This window comes from Porphyromonas canoris, from assembly GCF_000769115.1.
Classification (GTDB): Bacteria; Bacteroidota; Bacteroidia; order Bacteroidales; family Porphyromonadaceae; genus Porphyromonas_A; species Porphyromonas_A canoris.
The window spans coordinates 214,626-237,329 of sequence record NZ_JQZV01000003.1 but is presented as its reverse complement, the minus strand read 5'-3'; the positions used below and the strand labels follow the sequence as shown (position 1 = coordinate 237,329).

The window sequence follows — 22,704 nt, the reverse complement described above, 5'->3', positions numbered from 1 at the left end:
CATAGACATCTCCATTGTCATTCCTCTTTACAACGAGGAGGAGTCTCTGCCGGAGCTTTACTCCTGGATCGTAGAGGTGATGCAGCGGGAAGGGCTCACCTACGAAATCATTTTCATAGACGACGGCAGCAAGGACGGATCGTGGGAGTGCATCAAGAACCTGCGCCGGAAGTCGGACTGTGTCAGGGGTATCAGGTTCACCACGAACTACGGCAAGTCCCCGGCTCTTCACCATGGCTTCGAGCTTGCGCAGGGCAGGGTTGTCATCACGATGGACGCCGATCTTCAAGACTCTCCCGATGAGATTCCGGAGCTTTACAGGATGATCACCCAAGAGGGCTACGATCTCGTTTCGGGCTGGAAGAAGAAACGCTACGATCCGCTCACCAAGACGATGCCGACCAAGCTCTTCAACGCCACGGTGAGAGCGGTATCGGGGATAAAGCTGCACGACTTCAACTGCGGCCTCAAGGCATACAAAAACGAAGTGGTAAAGAGCCTTGAAGTCTACAACGACATGCACCGTTTCCTCCCCTACATGGCAAAGCAGGCGGGGTTCGGCAAGATAGGAGAAAAGGTTGTCGTGCATCGGGCCAGGAAGTACGGCAGTACGAAGTTCGGGCTCAATCGCTTCGTCAACGGCTACCTGGATCTGATGGTTCTTTGGTTCATCGGCCGTTTCGGCAAGAAGCCCATGCACTTCTTCGGGTTGCTTGGCAGCCTGATGTTCTTCATCAGCTTCATTGCGCTCTGCGTGGTGGGGGCGGACAAGCTCATCGCCATTCTGAACCACACCTCTGCGCCCTTGGTTACCTCCCGTCCCTACTTTTACCTTGCGCTTACGGGGATTATCCTTGGCGTTCAGCTCTTCCTCACCGGATTTTTGGGCGAACTTCTGTGCCGCACCTCCCCCGGACGCAACCATCACAACATACGAGAAACCCTCTAACCACCCCACACTCTCATGAGACGCACCCTGCTTCTTCTTCGGCTCCTTGCCATGGCGTTCTTGCCGCTGCTCATCTCTTGCGGCAAGCGGAAAGCGCCCTACATCACCATGAACGGCACGGCATTCCACACCACCTACCGCATCATCTACCGGAGCGAGGAAGATCTGATGGAAGAGATACAGGCCACCATGAAATCTTTCGGGGAAAGCCTGAACAACTTCGACACTCTCAGCCTCATTTCCAGGGTCAATCGGAACGAAACCCATCTCGCAGACAGCCTTCTTGCGCGCGTCATCCTCACAGCCCAAGCCGTATCCCGAGCCACGGGCGGAGTGTACGACATCACCGGCTCGCCCTACTTTGAGGCATGGGGATTCGGCACCAAAGGAAAAATACGACACGCCCCGACTCCCGAGCAGCTCGACAGCCTCCGACAATACGTCGGCTACGACAAGATCTCCATTCGGGAGGACTCCATTGTCCACAAAGCAGATCCGCGCGTCACCGTCCACGCCGTCTCCCTCTCCAAGGGCTACCTTTCCGACCTCATCGGGCACACGCTCGAACGCCACGGTGTCTCGGACTACATGGTCGAGTTCGGAGGCGAGCTGGTCTGCCGCGGACAAAATGCACAAGGCAGCTGCTGGCGAGTAGGCATCAACCGCCCCGTCGAAGACTCCACGAGCACCATACAGGAGATCCGGTACATCCTCTCCATTTGCGACAGAGGCGCACTCGCCACCTCCGGCGACTATCGCAACTTCACCTTCGTGGACGGCAAAAAAGTAGCCCACACCATAGACGCCGGAACCGGAATGCCGGCCAACCAAAACATCCTGAGCGCCACCGTCAAAGCCCCCACCTGCATAGAAGCAGATGCTTGGGCGACAGCCTTCATGGGCTTGGGTCTTCAAAGAGCCATCGAAGTGCTCCGAGACCAACCCCGGCTCGAAGTCCTCTTCATCTACGTGGACGAAGAAAACAAAATCTCCACCTACACAAAAGGACTCTCCCCCGTAGAAGCCCCATAACCTCCGGGACGAAAAGGAAAATCTGATCCGCAGGCAACGAAATTTCTGTACGTACACAAATATTTTTTTGTACGTACAGAAATTTTTTTTCGTACGTACAGAAATTTTTTTTCCTTACCTATAAAAATGCCCTTTCTTTCGGACAAAAATTCTCTTTCTTTCGGACAAAAATTTCTTTTTATACGTATAAAAATTATTTTTTGTTCTGACGAAAAAATTTTTCTGTTCGGATGAAAACTTATTTTCTACAGCATAAAAATAAACTCTAAAACGCACAAAAACTTCTTTTCATAAGCATGAAAATATTTTTTTATGCCTATGTAAATATATTTTTTATGCTAAAGAAAATACTTTTTGTACCTACAAAAATTTTCTTTCATGCCTACACAATTTTTTTTCTATGCCCATGAAAAATTTTTTCTATGCCCATAAAAATTTTTTTCTATGCCCATGAAAAATTTTTTCTATGCCCATGAAAATTTTTTTTCTTGGCCACGAAAATTTTTTTTCTTGGCCACAAAACTTTTTTTCTTGGCCACAAAAATTTTTTTTCTTGGCCACAAAACTTTTTTTTCTTGGCCACAAAACTTTTTTTTCTTGGCCACAAAAATTTTTTTTCTTGGCCACAAAACTTTTTTTCTTGGCCACAAAACTTTTTTTTCTTGGCCACAAAACTTTTTTTTCTTGGCCACAAAACTTTTTTTCTTGGCCACAAAACTTTTTTTCTTGGCCACAAAACTTTTTTTTTCTTGACCACAAAACTTTTTTTTCTTGACCACAAAACTTTTTTTCTTGGCCACAAAACTTTTTTTTCTTGACCACAAAAATTTTTTTTATTAGCCACAAAAATTTAGTGCCTTCCGCAAGGAGGTGTCATGCTTCCCGCAGACAGCCAAACGGCAGTGTATTAAAGCGGATCTCGGAGTGGGCGACTTTTTAAGGTCAAAAAGCAGAAAAACATCCCTGAACGGCTTGTTGCGGCACAGGAACGGGTAGGGAGAAAACGAAAAGTTCCCGGCGCCAACGGATGCGGCACCGGGAACTTTTTGTTCCGGAAAGAAGTCGGAATCAGAGCGTTAGAACATCGGCAACTGATAGACGAACCCGACGGAAACCCTGTGTCTGAAAGGATCGGACTTCGCCTCGAACTTCCGCTCGGAGGTTCTGCCGACATAGGTGGCAAAGAAACGGAGATTGTTGTCCCGGTTCGGGTAAAACTCCACGCCGCCGAGGATGCCCATGGAAATGCGCCAGTTGCCCGCCTCGCGGTTGTCCTTGATCTCGCCCTGACCTTCGTACATACCTTTTGCGAAGATGTTCCAGCGGTCGGTCAGGCGGTAGTGCAGCTTGAGGATGTAGGAGAGGTTGTGCTCGTTCTCTCTGATGGGGACGAAGCGTTTTCTGTTGAGCCCCTCGAAGGAGTACATCAGGTCGAAATACCCTCCGAAGTTGCCCACGGAAAACTCGTGCCCAAGCGCCACGACGTAGGCGTTATGTCTTTCTGTCTGAGGCGAGTAGGAGACGCTGTAACGGGTCTTGAAGTGTCGGCCGAAGGCTCCGTTCCAGTTCAGAGAGTAGATGAACGGGAACATAGCTTCCTCCACTCCCATGGCACGGGCCTGCGGATAGTTGCTCTCGAACGAATGGATGCGCGAGTTCACCGCCTGGAGCTGGAACTGATGGTTCGGTGTGAGGCTGTACGCCACTTTCGCCCCCGTGAGAAAGGCAGGAAGGTATTCCAACATATCGGCATACTCGTAGACCTCTATCGGGTTCAGGTCGTACTCTATCCCTCCGTATGCCACGGCTTGTCTTCCCAGGAAGAGGGACCATCTGTCCGATAGTGCCAGACCGATCCCGGCGACGTCGACCGAAGCCGAAAGGTTGTCTATGGTGTTGGTGCCGTCGTTGTGGCGGTTGAGTCTCTGTCTCCAGTGGTAAGAGAGCCACGGATTGATCTGTCCTTTGGCTTCTATTCGCAGCTGGCGTACCTCGAAAGCGGCTCTCGGAATTTCCTCACCCGCCTGTGTCCTGCTCAGGGCTGCCTGTGTGTTGAGGAACAGCTTGAACTTGTCCTGCCTCGACTTTACCAGATGAATCTGCTCAGCCAGCGACTCCTCCGATGCTGCCAAGACTCTCTGCTGCTGCGCATGAGCCGTGCCGCAGAAAAGAGACGCAACCAAAAGAAGGGCTGAGGTGGCTGTCATAATTGTTTTCATAGAATGTGTATTAAGAGTTGTTTAGTTATTTTCAGCGGAAACAAAGGTAAGAAATTAAAGGAGATTCCATCTCATCCGATGCTTTTTCTTCTCTATTCATCTGTGAGAGCCGAAGCCATCCGTTGTGTAGGCAGAGAGAATTTTATACCTTTGTATGCCGGTGAATGAGAGCATAATAATCTTATCATAGCTTTAGAGATGAGGGACAAACAACAGAAACACAAATCCGGATTCATACACGCACGGATCATAAGTATTATAAGCATATCTCTTGTACTCTTCCTACTCGGAATCATATCCATGTTCGTCCTCGTGGGCTATGGCCTCAAGGATCACGTCCGGGAGAGCGTCTCGTTTACGATAGAGCTGAAGTCCGATGCCTCCGAAAGTGAGGCTGACCGGATGATAAAAGACCTGGAGAGCAAGGCTTATGTGAAAGAGGTGGCTTACATATCCAAGGAGGATGCGCTGAAAGAGCTGACGGAAGAGCTGGGAGAGTCGCCCGAAGAGTTTTTGGGCTGGAATCCCCTCAACGCGTTTCTGGAGGTGAAAGTGAAAGGAGACTATGTTGCCAACGCGGATAGCCTCGCCGTGGTCGAAGCCGGCATCCGGAGCTATGCCCCTATGGAAAGATTGAGCTACAAAAAAGATCTGCTCGAGAAGGTCAACAGCAATATAAAGACAGCAAGCTACATTGTCTTCGGCTTTGCAATAGTGCTGCTTGCCATCTCGTTCTTCCTGATAAGCAATACGCTTCGCCTGGTGATATACTCGCGCCGATTCAGTATATATACAATGAAGTTGGTGGGTGCCACTCCCGGCTTTATCCGAAGGCCTTTCATCAGATACAACATCGTAAGTGCGCTCATAGCCTCCTCAATAGCTGTAGCCGGGCTTGGCTGGCTCTGGTTTTATGCCACCAAACAGTTCCCGGTACTCTCCTCCATCCTCTCCGCTACCAATGGCGCAATAGTTATCGGTACGGTCTTTGGATTTGGTCTTATTATCGCTCTTATCTCATCTTTCTTTGCAGTCAATAAATACCTCCGTATGGACGTAAACAGGCTGTACAAGATATAAGAGCAGATTTCCACATACATATTTTCTTTTTTGCTTTATAATGAGTTCATGAATATGGATCAGAAAAAATATCGCCCCTTTCTATACGGAAAGACAAACCTCATCATCCTTGTCGTATCTCTTCTATTGGTGGTTTTAGGATACATACTTATGGCAGGGGGAGACTCCCCCGATGGCGTGTCTTTCAATCCGGAAGTGTTCAGCACGACACGTATACGCATAGCTCCCATGCTCTGTACAGTAGGATACATAGGCATACTTGCCGCTATTCTATACAAGGGAAAGCATGAGTAGAATAGAGGCTTTCATTCTTGCGATCATAGAAGGAATCACAGAGTTTCTTCCCGTTTCCAGCACCGGGCACATGGTAGTGGCTCAGGGACTGATGGGGATGGAAAGCACTGCTTATGTCCGCGCCTTTACGGTCATGATACAGCTGGGAGCAATACTCTCCGTAGTGGTGTTATACCGGGAACGATTCTTTCAGATATCTCCGAAGAATAAAGCTCAAACATCCTCGGCATGGCTTGCATCGGTCGGGCACTTCTACCTTAAATTATTAGTAGGCATCATTCCCGCAGCAGTGCTGGGATTTCTATTCAATGACTGGGTGGATAAAATGTTGGGCAGTATAATGGTAGTCATTGCCAACCTCTTTATCGGAGGTGTTGCAATGCTGTTCATAGACAGAATCTCTTTCCGAAAAAGCGGAGATGAAGTGTCGTACAAGCAAGCCTTCCTGGTTGGTCTTTGGCAGTGCATAGCTATCTTTCTACCGGGCATCTCACGTTCGATGGCAACAATAGTAGGAGGGCTTTTCTCCGGTCTCACTAAAAAAAGTGCGGCAGAGTTTAGCTTCTTTCTTGCCGTTCCGACCATGTTTGGCGCGACCCTGCTCCAAGCCTACAAGCTACACAAAGAGTTCGGGATGCAGGTGTTTGTAGATAATGCCGATACACTTATCATAGGCAATGTGGTCAGCTTTATAGTTGCGATGCTGGCAATCAAGTTTTTTGTCAGCTACATCAGCAGAAAAGGCTTTGCGGCATTCGGAGTCTATCGGATTCTATTTGCCTCCGTTGTGGGAGTGTTGGTATATTGGGGAATCACTTTCATGATTTGACAGGATGCAGGAAAGCGTTATAGAATATTTTAGAGCAGGCAGAATCTTAGCCATAGATAAGCCTTTGAAGTGGACCTCCTTTGATGTTGTAAACAAATGCCGTTGGATGTTGTGCAAAACACTTGGCATAAAAAAACTCAAAGTAGGTCATGCCGGGACTTTAGACCCTTTGGCTTCGGGTGTGGTAGTCCTCTGCATAGGAAAGAGCACAAAAGATATAGAGAAGATCCAGCTTCAAAAGAAAGTCTATCGGGCTACCATAAAATTTGGAGAGACGACCCCTAGCTTCGACTTAGAATCCGAAGTGGATAATACCTACCCGTGGGAGCATATCTCTCGAAAGTCAATAGAGGATGTATTACCCCGGTTCATAGGATCCATCAAGCAGATACCTCCCATATTCAGTGCCTGTAAAATAGAAGGGAAAAGAGCCTACGAACTGGCAAGAAAAGGGAAAGAGGTAGAGCTTGAGCCAAAGCAAATCGAAATCTACGACATATCTGTTCTTGGATTTAATCCTCCCTACCTGAGTCTGGAGATCAGCTGTGGAAAAGGGACATACATACGCTCTCTGGCAAGGGATTTGGGCACAGCATTGGATAGTGGAGCGCATCTGACCGAATTGGCACGCCTATCCGTAGGAGAATATACGCTTGACAATGCGATAAAAATAGAAGAGTTTAGTAACTACATTGAGAATACAATAAAAAATATACAGCAATGAAATTATCCCAGTTTGTAATCAATATTCCGAATGAACTTATTGCACAATATCCGGCTCGCTTCAGGGACGAGTCTCGATTGATGGTAGTGCATAAGGATAGCGGAGAGATAGAGCACAAAACGTTCAAGGATCTTATCGAGTACTTCGGCAAGAATGATGTTTTTGTCATGAACAATACGAAAGTTTTCCCGGCTCGTCTCATTGGCAGTAAGGATAAAACAAAGGCTCTGATCAAAGTTTTTCTTCTGAGAGAACTGAAAGAAGAGTTGCTCTTATGGGATGTACAGGTAGATCCTGCCCGAAAGATAAGGATAGGAAATAAACTTTACTTCGGGGAGAATGAAGATCTTGTAGCCGAAGTGATAGACAATACTACCTCAAGAGGACGTACATTGCGCTTTCTTTTTGACGGGACACACGATGAATTTAAGGAAATCCTGTTTAGCTTGGGTAAAACTCCACTACCGGAATACATAGACAGAGAACCGGAAGAAGATGATGAGGAGAGATACCAAACGATAGTAGCAACAGAAGAAGGAGCTGTCGTGGCTCCTGCTGCAGGACTTCACTTTAGTAGAGAGCTTATGAAGCGCTTGGAAATTCAAGATTGCCACTTTGCATACCTTACTCTTCACAGCGGTTTGTGTGCTTATGAAGATATAGATGTGGACGATCTCACCAAATATAAAATGGGGTCGGAGCAAATGTCTGTTACTTCTGCATGTACCTCTGTCGTAAATAAATGCAAAGAAAAAGGAGGCAGAGTCATTTCCGTAGGTACAAGCACGCTGAAAGCTTTGGAAACTTGTGTCAGCACGGATGGCTTTATAAAGGAGTTTGAAGGCTGGACCAGTAGATTTATCTTTCCACCTTACGACTTCAACATGGCTGATGCTCTCATAACAAACTTCCATATGTCCCAATCCTCATTGCTCATGATGACTGCGGCTTTCGGTGGATACGATACCATCATGAATGCCTACAAGGTTGCCATAGAGGAGAAATATAAGTTTGGTGCTTATGGCGATGCCATGCTCATATTGTAATTAAGATCCGAATAAGATGCTCTGTCCTTTATCTCCTTATAGATCTTGCTATCTGGCTCTTGGCTCCAATATCGGGGAGCGAGAGGCTAACCTTAAAGAGGCTATTGCTCTCATTGGTGAGCGCATTGGAGAAGTCAAGCAGATTTCTTCTTTTATAGAGACGCAACCGATGGGATTCTCTTCCGAACATCTCTTTCTCAATGCAGCCATAGAAGTGCTTACTCCCTTGTCTCCTGAGGAGATACTGAAAAAGGCAAAAGAGATAGAGAAGGAGATGGGACGCAAAGAAAAATCGGGTCAGACCTATGAAGACAGACCCATTGATATAGATATCATCCTTATAGGAAAGACCAATATCAAGAGTCCTCTGCTTTCTATTCCGCATCCTGCCTTTAGAGAACGAGATTTTGTACTCATTCCTTTAGTAGAAATAGCTCCTGATGTCGTAGATCCGATTACGGGAAAAACTATAGAGGAACTATGGAACAGATTTCGTGCACTTAACGCTTAACATCACGTCTAATGGGAAGATGGCTTGCTCTTGATATCGGAAAGAAGAGAACCGGAATAGCCGTGACGGATATTCTGAAGCTCATCCCCAATGGATTGGGATATGTGGAGACCAATCAACTTCTCCCCTTTCTCCAGAATTACACAAGCAAAGAGAGTGTCGAGAAGATTATCATAGGTTATCCGAAACAGGCGGATGGATCGGACTCTGAGAGTATGAGATATATACAACCGCTTGTAGGGAAAATAAAAAAAGCTTTCCCGTCTATCCCTATAGACTGGGCAGATGAACGTTATACCACGACCATTGCTCAAAGAAGTATGATAGAGGGAGGTATAAAGAAGATGAAACGGAGAGAGAAAGGTCTTGCAGACGAGATTGCTGCCGTGATCATACTGCGAGATTACATGGAAGCCAACCTACCTCCGACAATACACAATTAAAAGATAGACTATATAGCTTAAATACAGATAGAAACACAATGATATTACCTATTTACCTCTACGGAACAGATGTACTACGCCGGGAGACGGCTCCCATAGAAGAGATAAACGATAGCATAAAGAAGTTGATCGATGATATGTTTGAAACAATGTATCATGCAGATGGAATAGGTCTTGCTGCCCCACAAATAGGAAAAAGCTTAAAGCTTCTTGTCATAGATGCAGACCCTTTAGGAGAAGATTATCCCGAATGCAAAGGTTTCAAGAGAGTCATTATCAATCCCGAAATATTGGAAAGCAACGAAACAACAGTCTCTTTGCCCGAAGGATGTCTTAGCATTCCGGGTATTTCCGAGAATGTTGTACGCCCTACTCAAGTCAAAATTCGCTATCGCGATGAGAATTTTGAGGAAAAGACGGAAACATTGAACGATTTTGCTGCTCGTGTCTTCCAGCACGAACATGATCATATCACCCAGACACTGTTTACTGACAGGGTATCCCCACTTAGAAAACAACTGATTAAAAATAAGCTTCTGAAAATATCCAAAGGCATTGTAAACTGCCACTATCGTACCGTGAACAAGTAGAACCAAATCTCCACAAGAGGTTGAATAGATAGAATATACCATGAATAAGAAAGTCGGAATAGCCTTGCTACTCTGTATTGTAGCAACACTCTTTGCCCAAGCTCAAGTTGATACGAACAAAGCTTTATCTGTTGGTCGTAATGCTCTTCACTTCAAAGACTATCTTCTATCTATTCGCTACTTCTCTTCCGCTATATCCGCATCCCCTGAAAAGGCGGAGCCATACTTCTTCCGTGCTCTTGCCAAACACTCTTTGGGAGACTACATCGGAGCTGAGATTGATTGTGATTCCTGCCTTATTCGCAACCGGTTCATGTACAATGCCTATTTTTTGCGTGGTATCTCAAGACACGCTCTGGGTAAAGATTCTCTTGCCGCTCTGGATTATGAAAAAGTATTGTACAACAATCCCGATCATCAAGGTGCGTTACACAATTCGGCTTTGATTCATCTCACCAATAAGGAGTACGACGCTTTGGATAAAGATATTGCAAGACTTGAGCGGTTTTATCCCCAATATCTTCCTACTTACTTCATTCACAGTGGCTCGATGCTTGAAAGACAAGACACAACAACGGCAATCTCACTGTTGGAAAAGGTAAAATCTCTTGATGCTTTATCCTCCGAACCTTACAGGCTTTTATCCTCTATCTATTACAGCAAAAATAAGATCCCGGAAGCATTGAAAGAGCTGAACGGAGGTCTTGCCTTGAACAATAAAGACAAGAGGCTATACACACTTAGAGGAATTATCAACTACAAGATTCACAATATCCGAGAAGCACTCGAAGACTACACACAAGCCATATCCATAGACTCCGATGATCGTACGGCTCGATTCAATAGAGCTCAGCTCCGAATGAGGGTTGGCGATATGAATGCCGCTATTGAAGATTATGACGTTGTACTGGCTATCGAGCCTAAAGATCAGATTGCACGATTCAATAGAGGGCTTTTGAGAAAAGAGTTGGGAATATACAAAGGAGCCGTAAGCGACTTTGATGCGATTCTTAAAAGCTATCCCACATTCCTTCCTGCTCTTATGGCAAGAGCAGAGACACACAAATCTACGGGCAATGAGTCGGGATACAAGAAAGATATACGTGAGATTACAAGACTACAACAGCTTGCAGCAACCAATCGGGCTGCTCTCCCCTCTTCCCCTGCTCAAGATGAGGACGCTACTCGAAGCGAACAGGATCAGAATATAGAGAAGTTCAGAATGCTCATCCACAACTCTTCTTCTACAGATTTTACCAGTCTGTACAATGAAAACAATCGTGGAGAGCTTCAAGACAGAGAGGTTTCGTTGGATGCCGAACCGCTTCTCCGACTCTCTTTCTATGAGTTTTTACAAACAGATGCCATTCCTATCAGGATTAGAGACAAGGCAGTAGAACGAGCTCTTAGCAATCTCAATCCGGATATTACTCCTCAGATTGTGCTTTATACCCCGTCTCTTTCTCAAAGTATGATTGCAGAGCACTTGCAAAGAATAGACTCTCTTCAAAAGCAGAGCACACTCACAGCCAGAGATGCACTTGTTTTGGCGATAGACTTAGAGACGACCAAAGATTTCGACTCTGCAAATGCCATCTATAACACTCGTTATAACGATACCAAAGATCCGCTCTGGCTGCTTTTGAGATCTACCGGGAACTACCTCTCGTACAGATCCGAGCAGACATCAGATCAGGCAACCAAACAGGAGAATAAAACCAAAGATTTTCTTGGAAAGAGTAGTTACAACAAGCTCGATGCCGCTCTAAAGACAGGGCAACACTCTCCACATCTTCAACAAGCGTTCAATGATTCCAAACAGCTCTTGACATTGTGGCAGGAAAGCCTTGTAGCCATGTATAACCATGGCACACTATTGTATCATGTAGGGCAATATCAGGAAGCGGTAAAAGTATTGACTCAAGTTTGTCGCAAAGATCCTACATTTGCCGCAGCCTTTTTCAATCTGGCATTGGCTCAATACGCAAGTGGAGACATTCTTTCCGGATCTCAGAATATGAGTTTGGCCGGTTCAAAAGGTATCTCCAGAGCGTATGCTATTCTCAAACGGATGCAGTAGAAAACAGAAGATGTTTTTCTCTTCTCCATATATGGCATAAAAAGAAATCGTACCGCTCGACTTCCGGAGACTGCTCCGAATGGTCGGACGATACGCTTGTGCCAATCAAAAATAAACTTTTAAGTCGAAGCTGTGCCGAAGTTAAACTCCGGTACAGCCTCTTTTTTTATTTAATCTCAACCGGAGAGAGTCCCATTTTCTTTGCCGTCTCAAGCATATAGGCATAAGCTTCGTCATACTCATTTTGTATCTTTCCATCAAGAATAGCCTCCTTAATCGCCTCCTTGATCACACCCACTTCTTTTGAGGGAGAAAGATTATAGAGTTGCATTATCATCTCTCCTGTAATGGGCGATTTGAAATTCCGAATCCGATCTTTCTCTTCAACCTCCACCAGCTTCTGCCTTACAATGGCAAAGTTTCGGAGATACTTCTCCACCTTTTTGGGGTTCTTGCTGGAGATATCGGCTTCGCAGAGCGTCATGAGATCGTCTATGTGATCTCCTGCATCAAACAACAATCGTCTTATAGCAGAATCCGTAACTCCCTCATCCGCAAGCTGCGAAGGTCTCATATGAAGAAATACAAGTTTCTGAACATACTTCATTTTATCGTTCAGGGGGAGTTTTATTCGCTTGAATATCTTCGGAATCATTCTCGCACCCTCTATATTATGGTTGTGAAAGCTCCATCCGAAACCTTTCTCATAACGCTTTGTTTTCGGTTTGGCTATATCATGGAACAGCCCGGCCAATCTCAGGTAAAGGTCAGACGTAACATTCGCAATGTTATCCAACACAATAAGGGAGTGGCTGAAGTTTTCCTTATGCCCCACTCCGTCTATTGTCTCTGCCCCTTTCAGTAGAACAAGTTCGGGAAGATAGTAAGAGAGCAGCTCCGTTTCCATCATCAGCTCCAGCCCCAAAGAGGGACGAGGAGAGAGAATAATCTTCTTAAACTCATCCGAAATCCGCTCCATGGAGATAATCTCTATACGTTCATGCTTGCGAACAATGGACTCCAATACTTCCGGAACCACTACAAAGTCGAGCTGAGTGGCAAAGCGGATGGCTCTCATCATTCTCAGAGGATCATCTTCAAATGTTGCATCCGGATTTTGAGGTGTTCTGATGAGTCTGTTCTCTACATCCTTCAAGCCATCGAACGGATCTATAAACGCTCCGAAACTCTCCTTGTTCAGAGATATAGCCATCGCATTTATGGTAAGATCGCGACGGATAAGATCATCTTCCAAAGTCCCGTCTTCCACTATCGGTTTACGACTGTCGCTTCGGTAGCTCTCCTTTCGTGCTCCGACAAACTCTACCTCGTACCCTTTATATTTAATCTGTGCCGTTCCAAAGTTTTTGAAAACCGAGAGCGAACACTTCTTGCCAAAATTCTTCTTGAGTGCCTGAGCCAGTTCAATGCCATTCCCCACACAGACAATATCTATATCCTTGGAAGGGCGATGCATAACAATGTCTCTGACGAAACCTCCAATAATGTAAGTTTCGAGACCTAACTCATCGGCACATCGGGCTATTGCCTCAAAGATACCATCACTCAACGCAGACTCTATATCCGCTTTCAACGATTCGGGTATAAAGCGAAAAGAGAGATCGGGTCTATTTAGTTCCGTTGCTGTCAAACTCATCTGTCAGGTCTGTATATTCATCAAACAAGAAGTCATTGTAGGGATATCTGAGCATGTGCAGCTCTTTGACTCTGTCATAAATCCGACTTCTAAACTCCTCCAATCCTTCTCCGCTCTTAGCCGATATAAACAATACATCCGCACCAAGATTTTTCAACCATGTCTGCTTAATATCTTCAAGACAGATATTCTCTTTGGTCTCCGGAGTAAGATCATCTTCATCTTTCTGAACAAAGGAGAAAGCATCTATCTTATTAAAGACCATAATTGTAGGCTTACGTTCCTCCTTCAAAATTTCGGAAAGAGTAGACTCTACCACAGCTATATGATCCTCAAAAGATGGATGAGAAACATCCACAACGTGCAGGATAAGATCTGCTTCCCGAACTTCATCGAGAGTGGATTTGAAAGACTCTATGAGCTGAGTAGGAAGTTTACGAATAAATCCGACCGTGTCCGAAAGAAGAAATGGAAGGTTACGAATGATCACCTTTCTAACGGTGGTATCCAAAGTGGCAAAGAGCTTATTTTCGGCAAAAACATCACTTTTGCTCACCACATTCATTATCGTAGATTTCCCGACATTGGTATATCCCACGAGAGCAACCCTGATAAGTTGAGCACGATTCTTTCTCTGTACGCTCATCTGCCTGTCTATGGTCTGCAGATCTCGTTTCAGCTTTGCTATTTTATCCAATATGATACGCCTGTCTGTCTCAAGCTGAGTTTCTCCGGGCCCGCGCATTCCGACACCTCCACGCTGACGCTCCAAGTGTGTCCAGAGACCGGTAAGGCGTGGCAACATATAGTTGTACTGAGCCAACTCTACTTGAGTCTTGGCGTGTGCTGTTCGAGCACGAGCGGCAAAGATGTCCAATATCAGACTTGTACGGTCCAAGATCTTGACCTTTAGCTCTTTTTCGATGTTTCGCATCTGCTTCGGACCGAGTTCGTCATCGAATATTACCACTCCGATCTCTCCCTCTTGTGCCTCTATGTACATCTTGATCTCCTCCAGCTTTCCCTTTCCCACGAAAGTTGCCGGCTGCGGATGATCCAACCGTTGAGTAAACCTCATGACAGGCTCTACTCCGGCTGTCTGTGCCAAAAAAGCCAGTTCGTCCAAATATTCGGTTATTTCACTCTCTGTCTGTTCAGGCAGAATTAAACCAACAAGGACAGCCTTCTCGGATTCTGTGTCGGTTATGATAAAGTCTTTCATCTATTGGATCTACTTTTCTCCTATAAAAGAGTTTTTATGTTCTCTATTAAAAATGTGAGCGCAACGGAGTTGAAGCCTCCCTCCGGAATGATAAGATGTGCATATCTCTTGGATGGCTCCACAAACTCATCGTGCATCGGCTTTACGGTAGAGAAATATTGGGTCAAAACCGAATCCATATCTCTTCCCCTCTCTTGCACATCACGAACAAGCCTTCTTCCCAAACGCACATCGGCATCTGTATCGACAAAAATCTTGATATCCATTAAGTCCCGAAGCTGTTTATTCTCCAAAATCAAAATGCCATCCAGTATGATCACTCTTGCCGGCTTTACCAAGACGGTTTCGGACATTCTGTTGTGCTCTTTGAACGAATAGACCGGACGACGCACAGGAATACCGCTTTTGAGCAGGCGGATATGCTGTATAAGCATGTCTGTATCGAAAGAAGAGGGATGATCATAGTTTTGCTTTACGCGCTCTTCCATGGTAAGATCATCATTTGCTTTATAGTAATAGTCATGGCTGATTATCACCACCGACTCATCACTAAAGGCTTCAAGAAGTCTGTTCACAAGAGTGGACTTTCCCGAAGCCGAACCTCCTGCCACTCCTATTACGGTTGTATTGTTATGTTTATCCATCATACAGCTACTTTCGTGACTTTTATCTCATCCGACAAAGGTAAAAAAAAAGAGAAGCGTACACAATTCGGACCATTTGCCAACCGTCCCTACTTTGTTTTCTCTCCGGTAGCAAACTTGCTCTTAACCTGTTTATAAAATATATTTAAGCCGGATAAATAATCGTGTAATGCCTGATAACTCTGCAATTCAAGACTTGATTTCTAGCTCTCATGCTTTGATTCTTATGTTTCAAGCCTTGATTTGCACAAATCGAGCCTTGATTTACACCTCTGAATACGATAAACAATATCTGTGAACAGGTACAGGATATTTTCTAAACCTGTCTACAAAAAGAAGGAAACCATCTTCAAGCAAAAGGGTCAGTACAGACAAACAAAAAAGGCTAAAGATAACTATCTCATGGAGTAGCTCTTCAACCTTCAGTTTGTTGCTTTGCAACAACTCTATCTTACGTAGAGAAGTGGGCAGTGATGGATTCGAACCACCGAAGACGAACGTCAGCTGAGTTACAGTCAGCCCCATTTGGCCACTCTGGAAACTGCCCAATGTGCAAATAGTAGAGGCATTATGCTTCGTCTCCCCTATTTGCCCCGCAAAGGTAGAATATTTCTCCGATTTAGCCAAACAGCTTTGCCATTTGTATGGCTGTTATTCCGGCTTCCACACCCTTGTTTCCATGCTTTCCTCCGGCTCTTTCTTCTGCCTGCTCCATATTATCCGTTGTAAGGACACCGAATATTACCGGGACAGATGAGTTCATATTCAGGGACGCCAACCCGTTTGCCACAGCATCGGATATGAATGTAAAGTGAGGCGTTTCCCCTTGAATGACACAGCCTATGGCTATGACAGCATCATACTTCTCCATTCGTACAAGAGAAGCAGAAGAGTGAACAAGTTCAAATGTACCCGGCACATAGAAGACATCTATGTCTTGACTCTCCACTCCATGCTCCTTTAGAGCAGATATTGCCCCATCAAGAAGTGCATAGGTAATATTGGAATTCCATCTTGCGACAGTAATAGCGATCTTTAAGCCTCCCGCAAAAGGGACTGATTCGGGGTCATAAGAAGAAAGATTCTGATTCTTTGTTGCCATAAATGTTTTAGTTTGTGAGCTGCCATTCCACCTCAATTATTCGTTGAAAAGACTCTGATCTTATCTCGAAACCTTTTTATGAGATCAGGAGGTAAGGAATAAGCAAAATAGAAGCCTGCATTTCCTCTTTCTGTGTAAGAAATGCAGGCCTTTATCTTTTTATAATTCTACGTTGTTTGTAAAATACTCTTCTGTCTGTCGGGGCTTATCTTGCAATGTAGCGTTCGTTTACCACATTCCAGTCGATAATGCTCCAAACGGCGTCTATATGGTCTGCTCTCTTGTTTTCATAATCCAGGTAGTAAGCATGTTCCCAAACATCAATTCCCATAAGAGGAATCAAGTTGTCCACCACAGGGTTGCTACCGTTCTTATCTTGAGTAATAACAAGCTTACCATCCTTATCGCAAGCAAGCCATGCCCAGCCTGAACCGAAAAGAGTAGTTGCTTTTGTCTTAAACTCTGCCTTGAATGCGTCAAAAGATCCCCATGTAGCATCTATCGCAGCACCCAATTCTCCCTTAGGGTTTTCACCTCCATTAGGAGAAAACTGTGTGAAATAGAGGTTATGATTCAAGATCTGTCCTGCATTGTTGAAGATACCACCATCGGAAGACTTCACGATCTCGATAAGCTCTTTACCTTCCAATCCGGAGCCCGGAAGCAGCTTGTTAAGATTGTCTACATAGGCTTGAAGGTGCTTGCCATGGTGTAGTTCTACTGTGCGCTTGCTTATTACAGGAGCCAATGCATCTGTTGCATAAGGCAGTTTCAAAAGTTCAAATACCATACTATCTTGTGTTTTTGTGTTAATAATTTCAGAGTCGGCAGCTGCCGTGATCTCTGTGTTGTTTTTGGTTTCTCCTGTTTCTTCTTCGACCGCTTTCTGTGAACAGCTAAAAAGAGATGTCCCAAGCAGAAAGAATGCACAAGAGAGCGTAAAAATCCGTCTCATTTGGCTTAATATTTTATATAGAACTCGTGCCTTCGATTTTCCGTATGCAAATATAATAAAAAAAACGATGCGAGCCTTATTTATAAACGATTGAGCCATAAAACAATCTCTCAGCCACCTCCTCACAAAGAGAGAAATAATGGCTGAGAGATCGGATCAGATTACAAGCTCAACTTTATACCGGCAAAGATGCTTCTTGGTGATTTAGGACCATAAACATAAGCCGAAGCACGGTTTGGACCTTCATCGAAGTCTTTTTGGTAAGCATTCAAAAGATTGTTGATACCGAAGTTTACTTCCATATCCGTAGATCCGAATGCAAACTTATACGCTACTTTCGTGTTCAAAGCAAAGAACGGAGAGGTAAAGACAATCTTATTTTCTCCATCATTGGTGATATAAACACCTTCCTTGTCTCCGTGTTCGTGAGGAACATACATAGAGCCGGTGAAGTCTCCGGTAAGGTTAAATGAAAATCTGTCTGTCGGTGTCAAACTCCACACAAAGTATCCGTATTGATTCGGAGTTCTCATAAACTCTTTCTTCTTATCCACATCTTCTATTGCACGTTGCGGACGATCGAACAAGCTGCGCTGAACAGTATAACCCAACTGAAGTGATGTCAGCTTTTTGTAAGCTAATCTCATTTCAAAGTTGGCACCATAAACAGAAGCATTTACCTTGTGCCCGTCTTCATCGACATTCTGTACATAGGTATAATCCTCTTTTTCTACGGCAACAAACTTATTGAAAATTCTGGTGTAGAACCCTTCCAACATCAAATTGAGAGAGATATTGTCCGAAAGTGTTGTATAGTAATCCACAGAACCGGTAAAGCTATTAGAGCGCTCTTCTCTGAGGTCAGGAGACAATATACGAGGCTTTCCTTCTCCATTGGCAAAAGCTACGTGCAACTCTTCTTCAAAGTATGCAGGAGCACGGAAACCTTCTGCGTAAGAAAGACGAATATTGATATCTTCCGTAGGATTATAGCGTAGTGTGGCACGAGGAGTAAGAATATCAAGAGTGCTCAGTCCTAACTTCGCATGCTTCTCATCCGTTGATAATCCTACGTGATCGTAACGCAAGCCCAAAAGGAAACCGAGCTTGTCATTCTTCCACTCGTTTTGAGCAAAAAGACTGGAAGTGCGAGTGTGCTGTCCTATTGCCAATGGTCTGTTTCCACTGCTGTCATTAAGTCTGTTGTATGTATATTCTCCTCCAACAGTCAATGCTGAAGGCATGAAAAGAAGCTTTTGAAAATTGTGTACATATTGCAATCCCATTTGGGCTGTAAGGTCTTTAGTCAATCCATAAGCTCCTAATCCTTTTGCTGCATCTTCGGGAGAAATAGGATTGGATCCTACCAAGTTGTCCGGAGTAACAGGGCCTCCACCATAATAGCTACGGCGAAGTGTGTGGCTTACCGCTCCAAAAGCAGTGATAAAACCGGCTCCATCCGCAACATATTGATCCAAACGAAGAATACCTGTATGAATATTGTGCTTCAAGCTTTCAGCAATATTTGCTTCATGTTCCGGCTTTTCCAAGTTGTTACCACCGCGTCTGTCTTCTTGTGTATAGAAATAGTCAAGAGAAAGTTTCCCCTGATGCCAAGGATTCAAAAATGCAGAAGTACCTACAGTTACGCTTTTCAACTTTGGAAGTTCGGAATATCCATCTTGTCCATCCTTTGTTCCCAAATCCTTATCGGCTTTTACCAAACTTCCGGGACGTACAACATCTATACCGTCTCTCTCTTTCATACGACCATACACGGAGATACCGCTTTGGAGATCCGAAGAGACAACGGATGAGAAAAAGTTTGCATTGTGCATAGGCTTAGTCCAATTGTCTTGATACAGCTCTGTGTTGTAAGAGACAGTAGTCATATTCCTACTTGGTGCCTTCGTAATAATATTTATTGTACCGCCGATGGCGCTGGATCCAAAAATAGCAGAACCGCCACCACGCACTACTTCCACTCTATCGATCATCTCTGTTGGGAACATTTCCAAGCCATAAACTCCTGCCAGTGAGCTAAAAATACTTCTGGAGTTGATAACTACTTGTGAATATGGTCCATCCAATCCGTTGATTCTAACTTGATTAAAACCGCAGTTTTGACAGTTGTCTTCAACTCTTACACCGGGATTAAACTTCAATGCTTGATCCAAGTTGACAGAAGCGGTTGCCTCAAAAAGCTTAGCGTCTGTTACATTTACTAATACAGGAGCCTGCCTGCGCTTTGTTTCTGTCCTGTTGGCAGAGACCACGACTTCGTCTATATTAAATACAGAAGGTTCAAGAGCCAATATAATTTCGCTCTTCTTCGTTACATCATAGTCAAACTCTTGAGTCTTATAACCCATTAGGACTATACGAAGTTTACCTTGAGGGCGATGAAGCTCCTCCATTACGAATGTTCCATCCTTCTTCGCAGATGCACCATCGCTTGATCCCACTACTCTAACAACAACGTATGGCAATGGTTTTTGTGTGGATGCATCTATAACTTTTCCCGAAAGCTTATAATGCTTGTGGGGAGCCTGCTCTACCACCGAAGTAGTAGAAACATTTGCCTGAGCCACGGGCAATGAAACGAGTAAGGCTCCAAGTAAAAATGAAATTTTCTTCATGAGTTCTTTCTCTATTATAAATGTTTTATTGTTTGATGTCAGTAAGTTTCGCAAATTTCAATGTTTTGTTCAATATGGGCAATACCTTTTTTTAGTGAATTTATAGCCTTAAAACATAGTAACATTATAACAAAGAAAAGACCCAATCCATAACTTGGACCAGGTCTTCTACTTAGTTGCGGAGGCAGGATTCGAACCTACGACCTTTGGGTTATGAGCCCAACGAGCTGCCACTGCTCCACTCCGCGATTTCGTTTTGCGTTGCAAAGGTAGAAAGAAATTCTGAAACCACCAAATCCTCTAACTCAGCAACCATGCTTCAATCATCTTTCTTCCTTGTGGAGTCATAATAGATTCGGGGTGAAATTGTACGCCCCACATCCTAAATTTAGCATGAGATAAAACTGCTATATTCCCCTCATCATCAAGAGCATCTACCGAAAAATCTTTGGGTAAACTCTTCTTGTCGGCAACCCATGAATGGTATCTACCAACCCAAACAGGTAAATCCAAATGAGCCAACAGAAGAGAATCTTTATTAAGAATCTCCAATATCCCGGCATGCCCATGCTTTGGAGAGGTAAGGCATTCAAGCTTACCTCCTAAAGCCAAAACCATGGCTTGCAACCCAAGACAGACACCCAATATGGAATGAGTTGGAGCAAAAGTTCGTACCACTTCTAAAAGCCTATCATACTCATAAGGTAATCCCGGACCAGGTGAAAGCAAAATGTGGGTATGAGTGGAAAACAAATGCCATGAGGAAGAGAGATCTTCTTCATTTACTATTGTGTAGTCGCACATCCCGAACTCTCTCACAATCTGTACTAAGTTGTACACAAATGAGTCATGATGATTGATAATAAGAACTCTAATTCGCTTCATAGCTATTTTTGCCCAAAAATACACTATATTTGCATACCAAGCAAGGTATAGAGAGCATGATAACAGAGATATCTTACAATTCTCTTATAGAAGAGATGAACAGATTGGGAGCCACGAATACTCCCTTTATTTTTGCCGTTAATTTTGAAAAATCTGCAGGTTTGATCCTACCTCATCCTAATAAACAAACGGATGTTCTATACTCTATTCAGAAGTACTCTAACTATCCTAACGCTTTTGAAAAATGTCCTTTGACTCTAAAAGCAATCCCGGAGTCGTTAGAAAGTTATACCAAACGCTTTAATAGAGTGATGGAAGGATTGATGAGAGGAGATACATTTCTTACTAATTTGACCGTAAGAACACCCATATCTTTACCTCATTCTCTGAAGGAGGTCTTTGTATATTCCAAGGCAAAATACAAGATGTATGTTCCTGACAAGTGGGTATGCTTCTCTCCGGAAACATTTATTTCAATAGATGAACATGGAAAAATCTCTGCTCATCCGATGAAGGGGACGATAGATGCGACTATTCCCAATGCCAAGGAGGTGATTTTATCTGACTATAAAGAGACTGCAGAGCATCATACAATTGTCGATCTTATCCGGAATGACTTAAATATGGTTGCACATAATGTAAAAGTAGAACACTTTAGATACATAGATAAGATAATATCTCCTCAAGGAGAGCTATTACAAGTAAGTTCAACCATAACCGGGACTTTATCTCCAAACTGGAAAGAGAGCATTGGAGATATTATAGACACTCTTCTTCCTGCCGGTTCCATATCGGGAGCTCCTAAAGAGGCTACTCTGCAAATCATACGTGAGGCAGAACAGCAAACAAGAGGATATTATACCGGAATTATGGGAATGTTTAACGGAGAAACGATGGATACAGGAGTAATAATCCGTTATATAGAGAAAGAGGGAGGGAGTCTCTTCTTCAGGAGTGGAGGAGGTATTACAATTAACTCTGTTGTAGAAAACGAATATCGCGAAATTATTCAAAAAATCTATATCCCCCATGTTTAACGGATCTGCCCCACTTTTTATTGAAACATTATCCATTCGTGGTGGAGTAGTGAATAACTTAGAGTTCCATCAAGAAAGAATGTACGCAACAGGGGTAGCTCATCACTTCTCTCCCCCATCATGGGAGGAAATAAAAGAAAGATTAGATACAGATGTGGTTTTGTCTGATCCTACCTCTCTATATAAGTGTACTATAACGTATAGAGAAACGATTAAGCAGATATCTCTATCAAAATATAGCACAAGAAAAATAGAAAGACTTATACCTGTTTATGTAAAAGATCTATCTTGGTACAACTTCAAATATGCCAATAGAGAATCCTTTGAAAATCTAAAAGAAGGATTACAGCCAAACGATGAAATCATCATTGTTACACCTGATGGATTTATATCTGACACGAGCTATACCAATATTGTAATAGAGAAGTCCGGTATTTATAAAACTCCGTCAACTCCTCTACTTAAAGGGACTCAAAGAGCATCCCTACTAAAAAAAGGAGTAATACAAGAGGCTAAAATTACTCTGGAAGATATATATATACCTTGTACTATCCACTTAATCAATGCCCTAATGCCATTAGGCACTCTCTCTTTACGGAATACTTCTATTACACAATAGAAGAGATTTATTACTCTGTCTCATAACCTCAAATGGTACTTAATAAAGTAAGTCTGTAACGGAATCAAAAAAATGCGAGAAAAGAGGTTTCAAGCTCCTTTCTCGCATCATTTTTTTTTACGAGAAGATCCTCTATGGATCTTTATT

Annotated in this window: 22 protein-coding genes and 2 tRNA genes; 13 read left to right on the top strand and 11 right to left on the bottom strand. The window is 43.9% G+C overall.

From position 1 onward, the window contains the following. The first annotated feature begins 1 nt into the window (after position 1). Positions 2-949 (top strand): glycosyltransferase family 2 protein, encoded by a 948-nt coding sequence (locus HQ43_RS01740; protein WP_036789086.1) that lies wholly within the window; start codon positions 2-4, stop codon positions 947-949. A 15-nt stretch (positions 950-964) separates the two neighbouring features. Beyond that, complete coding sequence (locus HQ43_RS01735; RefSeq protein ID WP_036788867.1) at positions 965-1,981, top strand: FAD:protein FMN transferase; 1,017 nt, start codon at positions 965-967, stop codon at positions 1,979-1,981. Between the two features lie 420 nt (positions 1,982-2,401). Here the strand turns inward: HQ43_RS01735 and HQ43_RS01730 are convergent, their stop codons facing one another. Beyond that, entirely contained in the window at positions 2,402-2,827 is a 426-nt protein-coding gene (locus HQ43_RS01730) for a hypothetical protein (protein WP_161785867.1), read from the bottom strand. A gap of 230 nt (positions 2,828-3,057) precedes the next feature. Continuing rightward, complete coding sequence (locus tag HQ43_RS01725) at positions 3,058-4,200, bottom strand: porin (protein WP_036788862.1); 1,143 nt, start codon at positions 4,198-4,200, stop codon at positions 3,058-3,060. 198 nt (positions 4,201-4,398) lie between these two features. On the opposite strand from HQ43_RS01725, the gene HQ43_RS01720 reads away from it, so the two are divergent. The 9 genes from HQ43_RS01720 to HQ43_RS01680 are packed head-to-tail and all read left to right on the top strand — an operon-like array spanning position 4,399 to position 11,797. After that, complete coding sequence (locus HQ43_RS01720; protein ID WP_036788859.1) at positions 4,399-5,280, top strand: cell division protein FtsX; 882 nt, start codon at positions 4,399-4,401, stop codon at positions 5,278-5,280. Positions 5,281-5,334: 54 nt separating this feature from the next. Then, entirely contained in the window at positions 5,335-5,574 is a 240-nt protein-coding gene (locus HQ43_RS01715; protein WP_036789084.1) for a DUF3098 domain-containing protein, read from the top strand. Beyond that, positions 5,567-6,403 (top strand): undecaprenyl-diphosphatase UppP, encoded by an 837-nt coding sequence (gene uppP, locus HQ43_RS01710; RefSeq protein WP_036788857.1) that lies wholly within the window; start codon positions 5,567-5,569, stop codon positions 6,401-6,403. The genes HQ43_RS01715 and uppP overlap by 8 nt, the downstream gene beginning before the upstream one ends. Before the next feature lie 4 nt (positions 6,404-6,407). Further along, positions 6,408-7,127 carry a tRNA pseudouridine(55) synthase TruB gene (gene truB, locus HQ43_RS01705; protein WP_036788855.1) on the top strand — a complete coding sequence of 240 codons (720 nt, stop codon included), beginning with the start codon at positions 6,408-6,410 and terminating at the stop codon, positions 7,125-7,127. Then, positions 7,124-8,173, top strand: coding sequence for a tRNA preQ1(34) S-adenosylmethionine ribosyltransferase-isomerase QueA (gene queA / locus HQ43_RS01700; RefSeq protein WP_036788853.1), 1,050 nt, complete (start codon positions 7,124-7,126; stop codon positions 8,171-8,173). Before truB ends, queA begins: the two co-directional genes overlap by 4 nt. Positions 8,174-8,189: 16 nt before the next feature. Next, positions 8,190-8,684: a 2-amino-4-hydroxy-6-hydroxymethyldihydropteridine diphosphokinase gene (gene folK / locus HQ43_RS01695; protein WP_036788852.1), complete on the top strand. Its 495-nt coding sequence runs from the start codon at positions 8,190-8,192 to the stop codon at positions 8,682-8,684. Positions 8,685-8,695: 11 nt separating this feature from the next. Next, the gene (ruvX, locus tag HQ43_RS01690; protein WP_036788850.1) at positions 8,696-9,127 is read left to right on the top strand and encodes a Holliday junction resolvase RuvX; all 432 of its coding nucleotides are present in this window, start codon (positions 8,696-8,698) and stop codon (positions 9,125-9,127) included. Between the two features lie 38 nt (positions 9,128-9,165). Continuing rightward, entirely contained in the window at positions 9,166-9,717 is a 552-nt protein-coding gene (gene def / locus HQ43_RS01685) for a peptide deformylase (RefSeq protein ID WP_036788848.1), read from the top strand. A 40-nt stretch (positions 9,718-9,757) separates the two neighbouring features. Continuing rightward, the gene (locus tag HQ43_RS01680) at positions 9,758-11,797 is read left to right on the top strand and encodes a tetratricopeptide repeat protein (protein ID WP_036788846.1); all 2,040 of its coding nucleotides are present in this window, start codon (positions 9,758-9,760) and stop codon (positions 11,795-11,797) included. Between the two features lie 166 nt (positions 11,798-11,963). On the opposite strand, the gene HQ43_RS01675 is transcribed toward HQ43_RS01680, so the two are convergent. The 9 genes from HQ43_RS01675 to HQ43_RS01635 form a co-directional block, all read right to left on the bottom strand. After that, entirely contained in the window at positions 11,964-13,454 is a 1,491-nt protein-coding gene (locus tag HQ43_RS01675; protein WP_081964511.1) for a CCA tRNA nucleotidyltransferase, read from the bottom strand. After that, positions 13,426-14,676, bottom strand: a complete 1,251-nt coding sequence (hflX, locus tag HQ43_RS01670; RefSeq protein WP_036788843.1) for a GTPase HflX — start codon at positions 14,674-14,676, stop codon at positions 13,426-13,428. Before hflX ends, HQ43_RS01675 begins: the two co-directional genes overlap by 29 nt. Before the next feature lie 20 nt (positions 14,677-14,696). Further along, positions 14,697-15,323 carry a uridine kinase gene (gene udk, locus HQ43_RS01665; RefSeq protein ID WP_369794002.1) on the bottom strand — a complete coding sequence of 209 codons (627 nt, stop codon included), beginning with the start codon at positions 15,321-15,323 and terminating at the stop codon, positions 14,697-14,699. 461 nt (positions 15,324-15,784) lie between these two features. Beyond that, positions 15,785-15,867: transfer RNA gene (locus tag HQ43_RS01660), tRNA-Tyr, on the bottom strand. A 72-nt stretch (positions 15,868-15,939) separates the two neighbouring features. After that, positions 15,940-16,422: a 6,7-dimethyl-8-ribityllumazine synthase gene (gene ribH, locus HQ43_RS01655; protein ID WP_036788841.1), complete on the bottom strand. Its 483-nt coding sequence runs from the start codon at positions 16,420-16,422 to the stop codon at positions 15,940-15,942. Positions 16,423-16,627: 205 nt separating this feature from the next. After that, entirely contained in the window at positions 16,628-17,212 is a 585-nt protein-coding gene (locus HQ43_RS01650) for a superoxide dismutase (RefSeq protein WP_036789078.1), read from the bottom strand. A gap of 326 nt (positions 17,213-17,538) precedes the next feature. Beyond that, positions 17,539-20,016 (bottom strand): TonB-dependent receptor, encoded by a 2,478-nt coding sequence (locus HQ43_RS01645; RefSeq protein WP_036788839.1) that lies wholly within the window; start codon positions 20,014-20,016, stop codon positions 17,539-17,541. A gap of 176 nt (positions 20,017-20,192) precedes the next feature. After that, positions 20,193-20,264, bottom strand: a tRNA-Met gene (locus tag HQ43_RS01640). 52 nt (positions 20,265-20,316) lie between these two features. Next, a complete protein-coding gene (locus HQ43_RS01635; protein WP_052089866.1) occupies positions 20,317-20,901 on the bottom strand; it encodes an anthranilate synthase component II in 585 nt (194 codons plus the stop codon). Between the two features lie 56 nt (positions 20,902-20,957). Between HQ43_RS01635 and HQ43_RS01630 the strand changes: the two genes are divergently transcribed. Next, on the top strand, positions 20,958-21,938 hold the full coding sequence (locus HQ43_RS01630; RefSeq protein ID WP_036789074.1) for an aminodeoxychorismate synthase component I: 981 nt from the start codon (positions 20,958-20,960) through the stop codon (positions 21,936-21,938). Then, positions 21,931-22,557 (top strand): aminotransferase class IV, encoded by a 627-nt coding sequence (locus HQ43_RS01625; protein WP_036788837.1) that lies wholly within the window; start codon positions 21,931-21,933, stop codon positions 22,555-22,557. Before HQ43_RS01630 ends, HQ43_RS01625 begins: the two co-directional genes overlap by 8 nt. Positions 22,558-22,704: the final 147 nt, after the last annotated feature.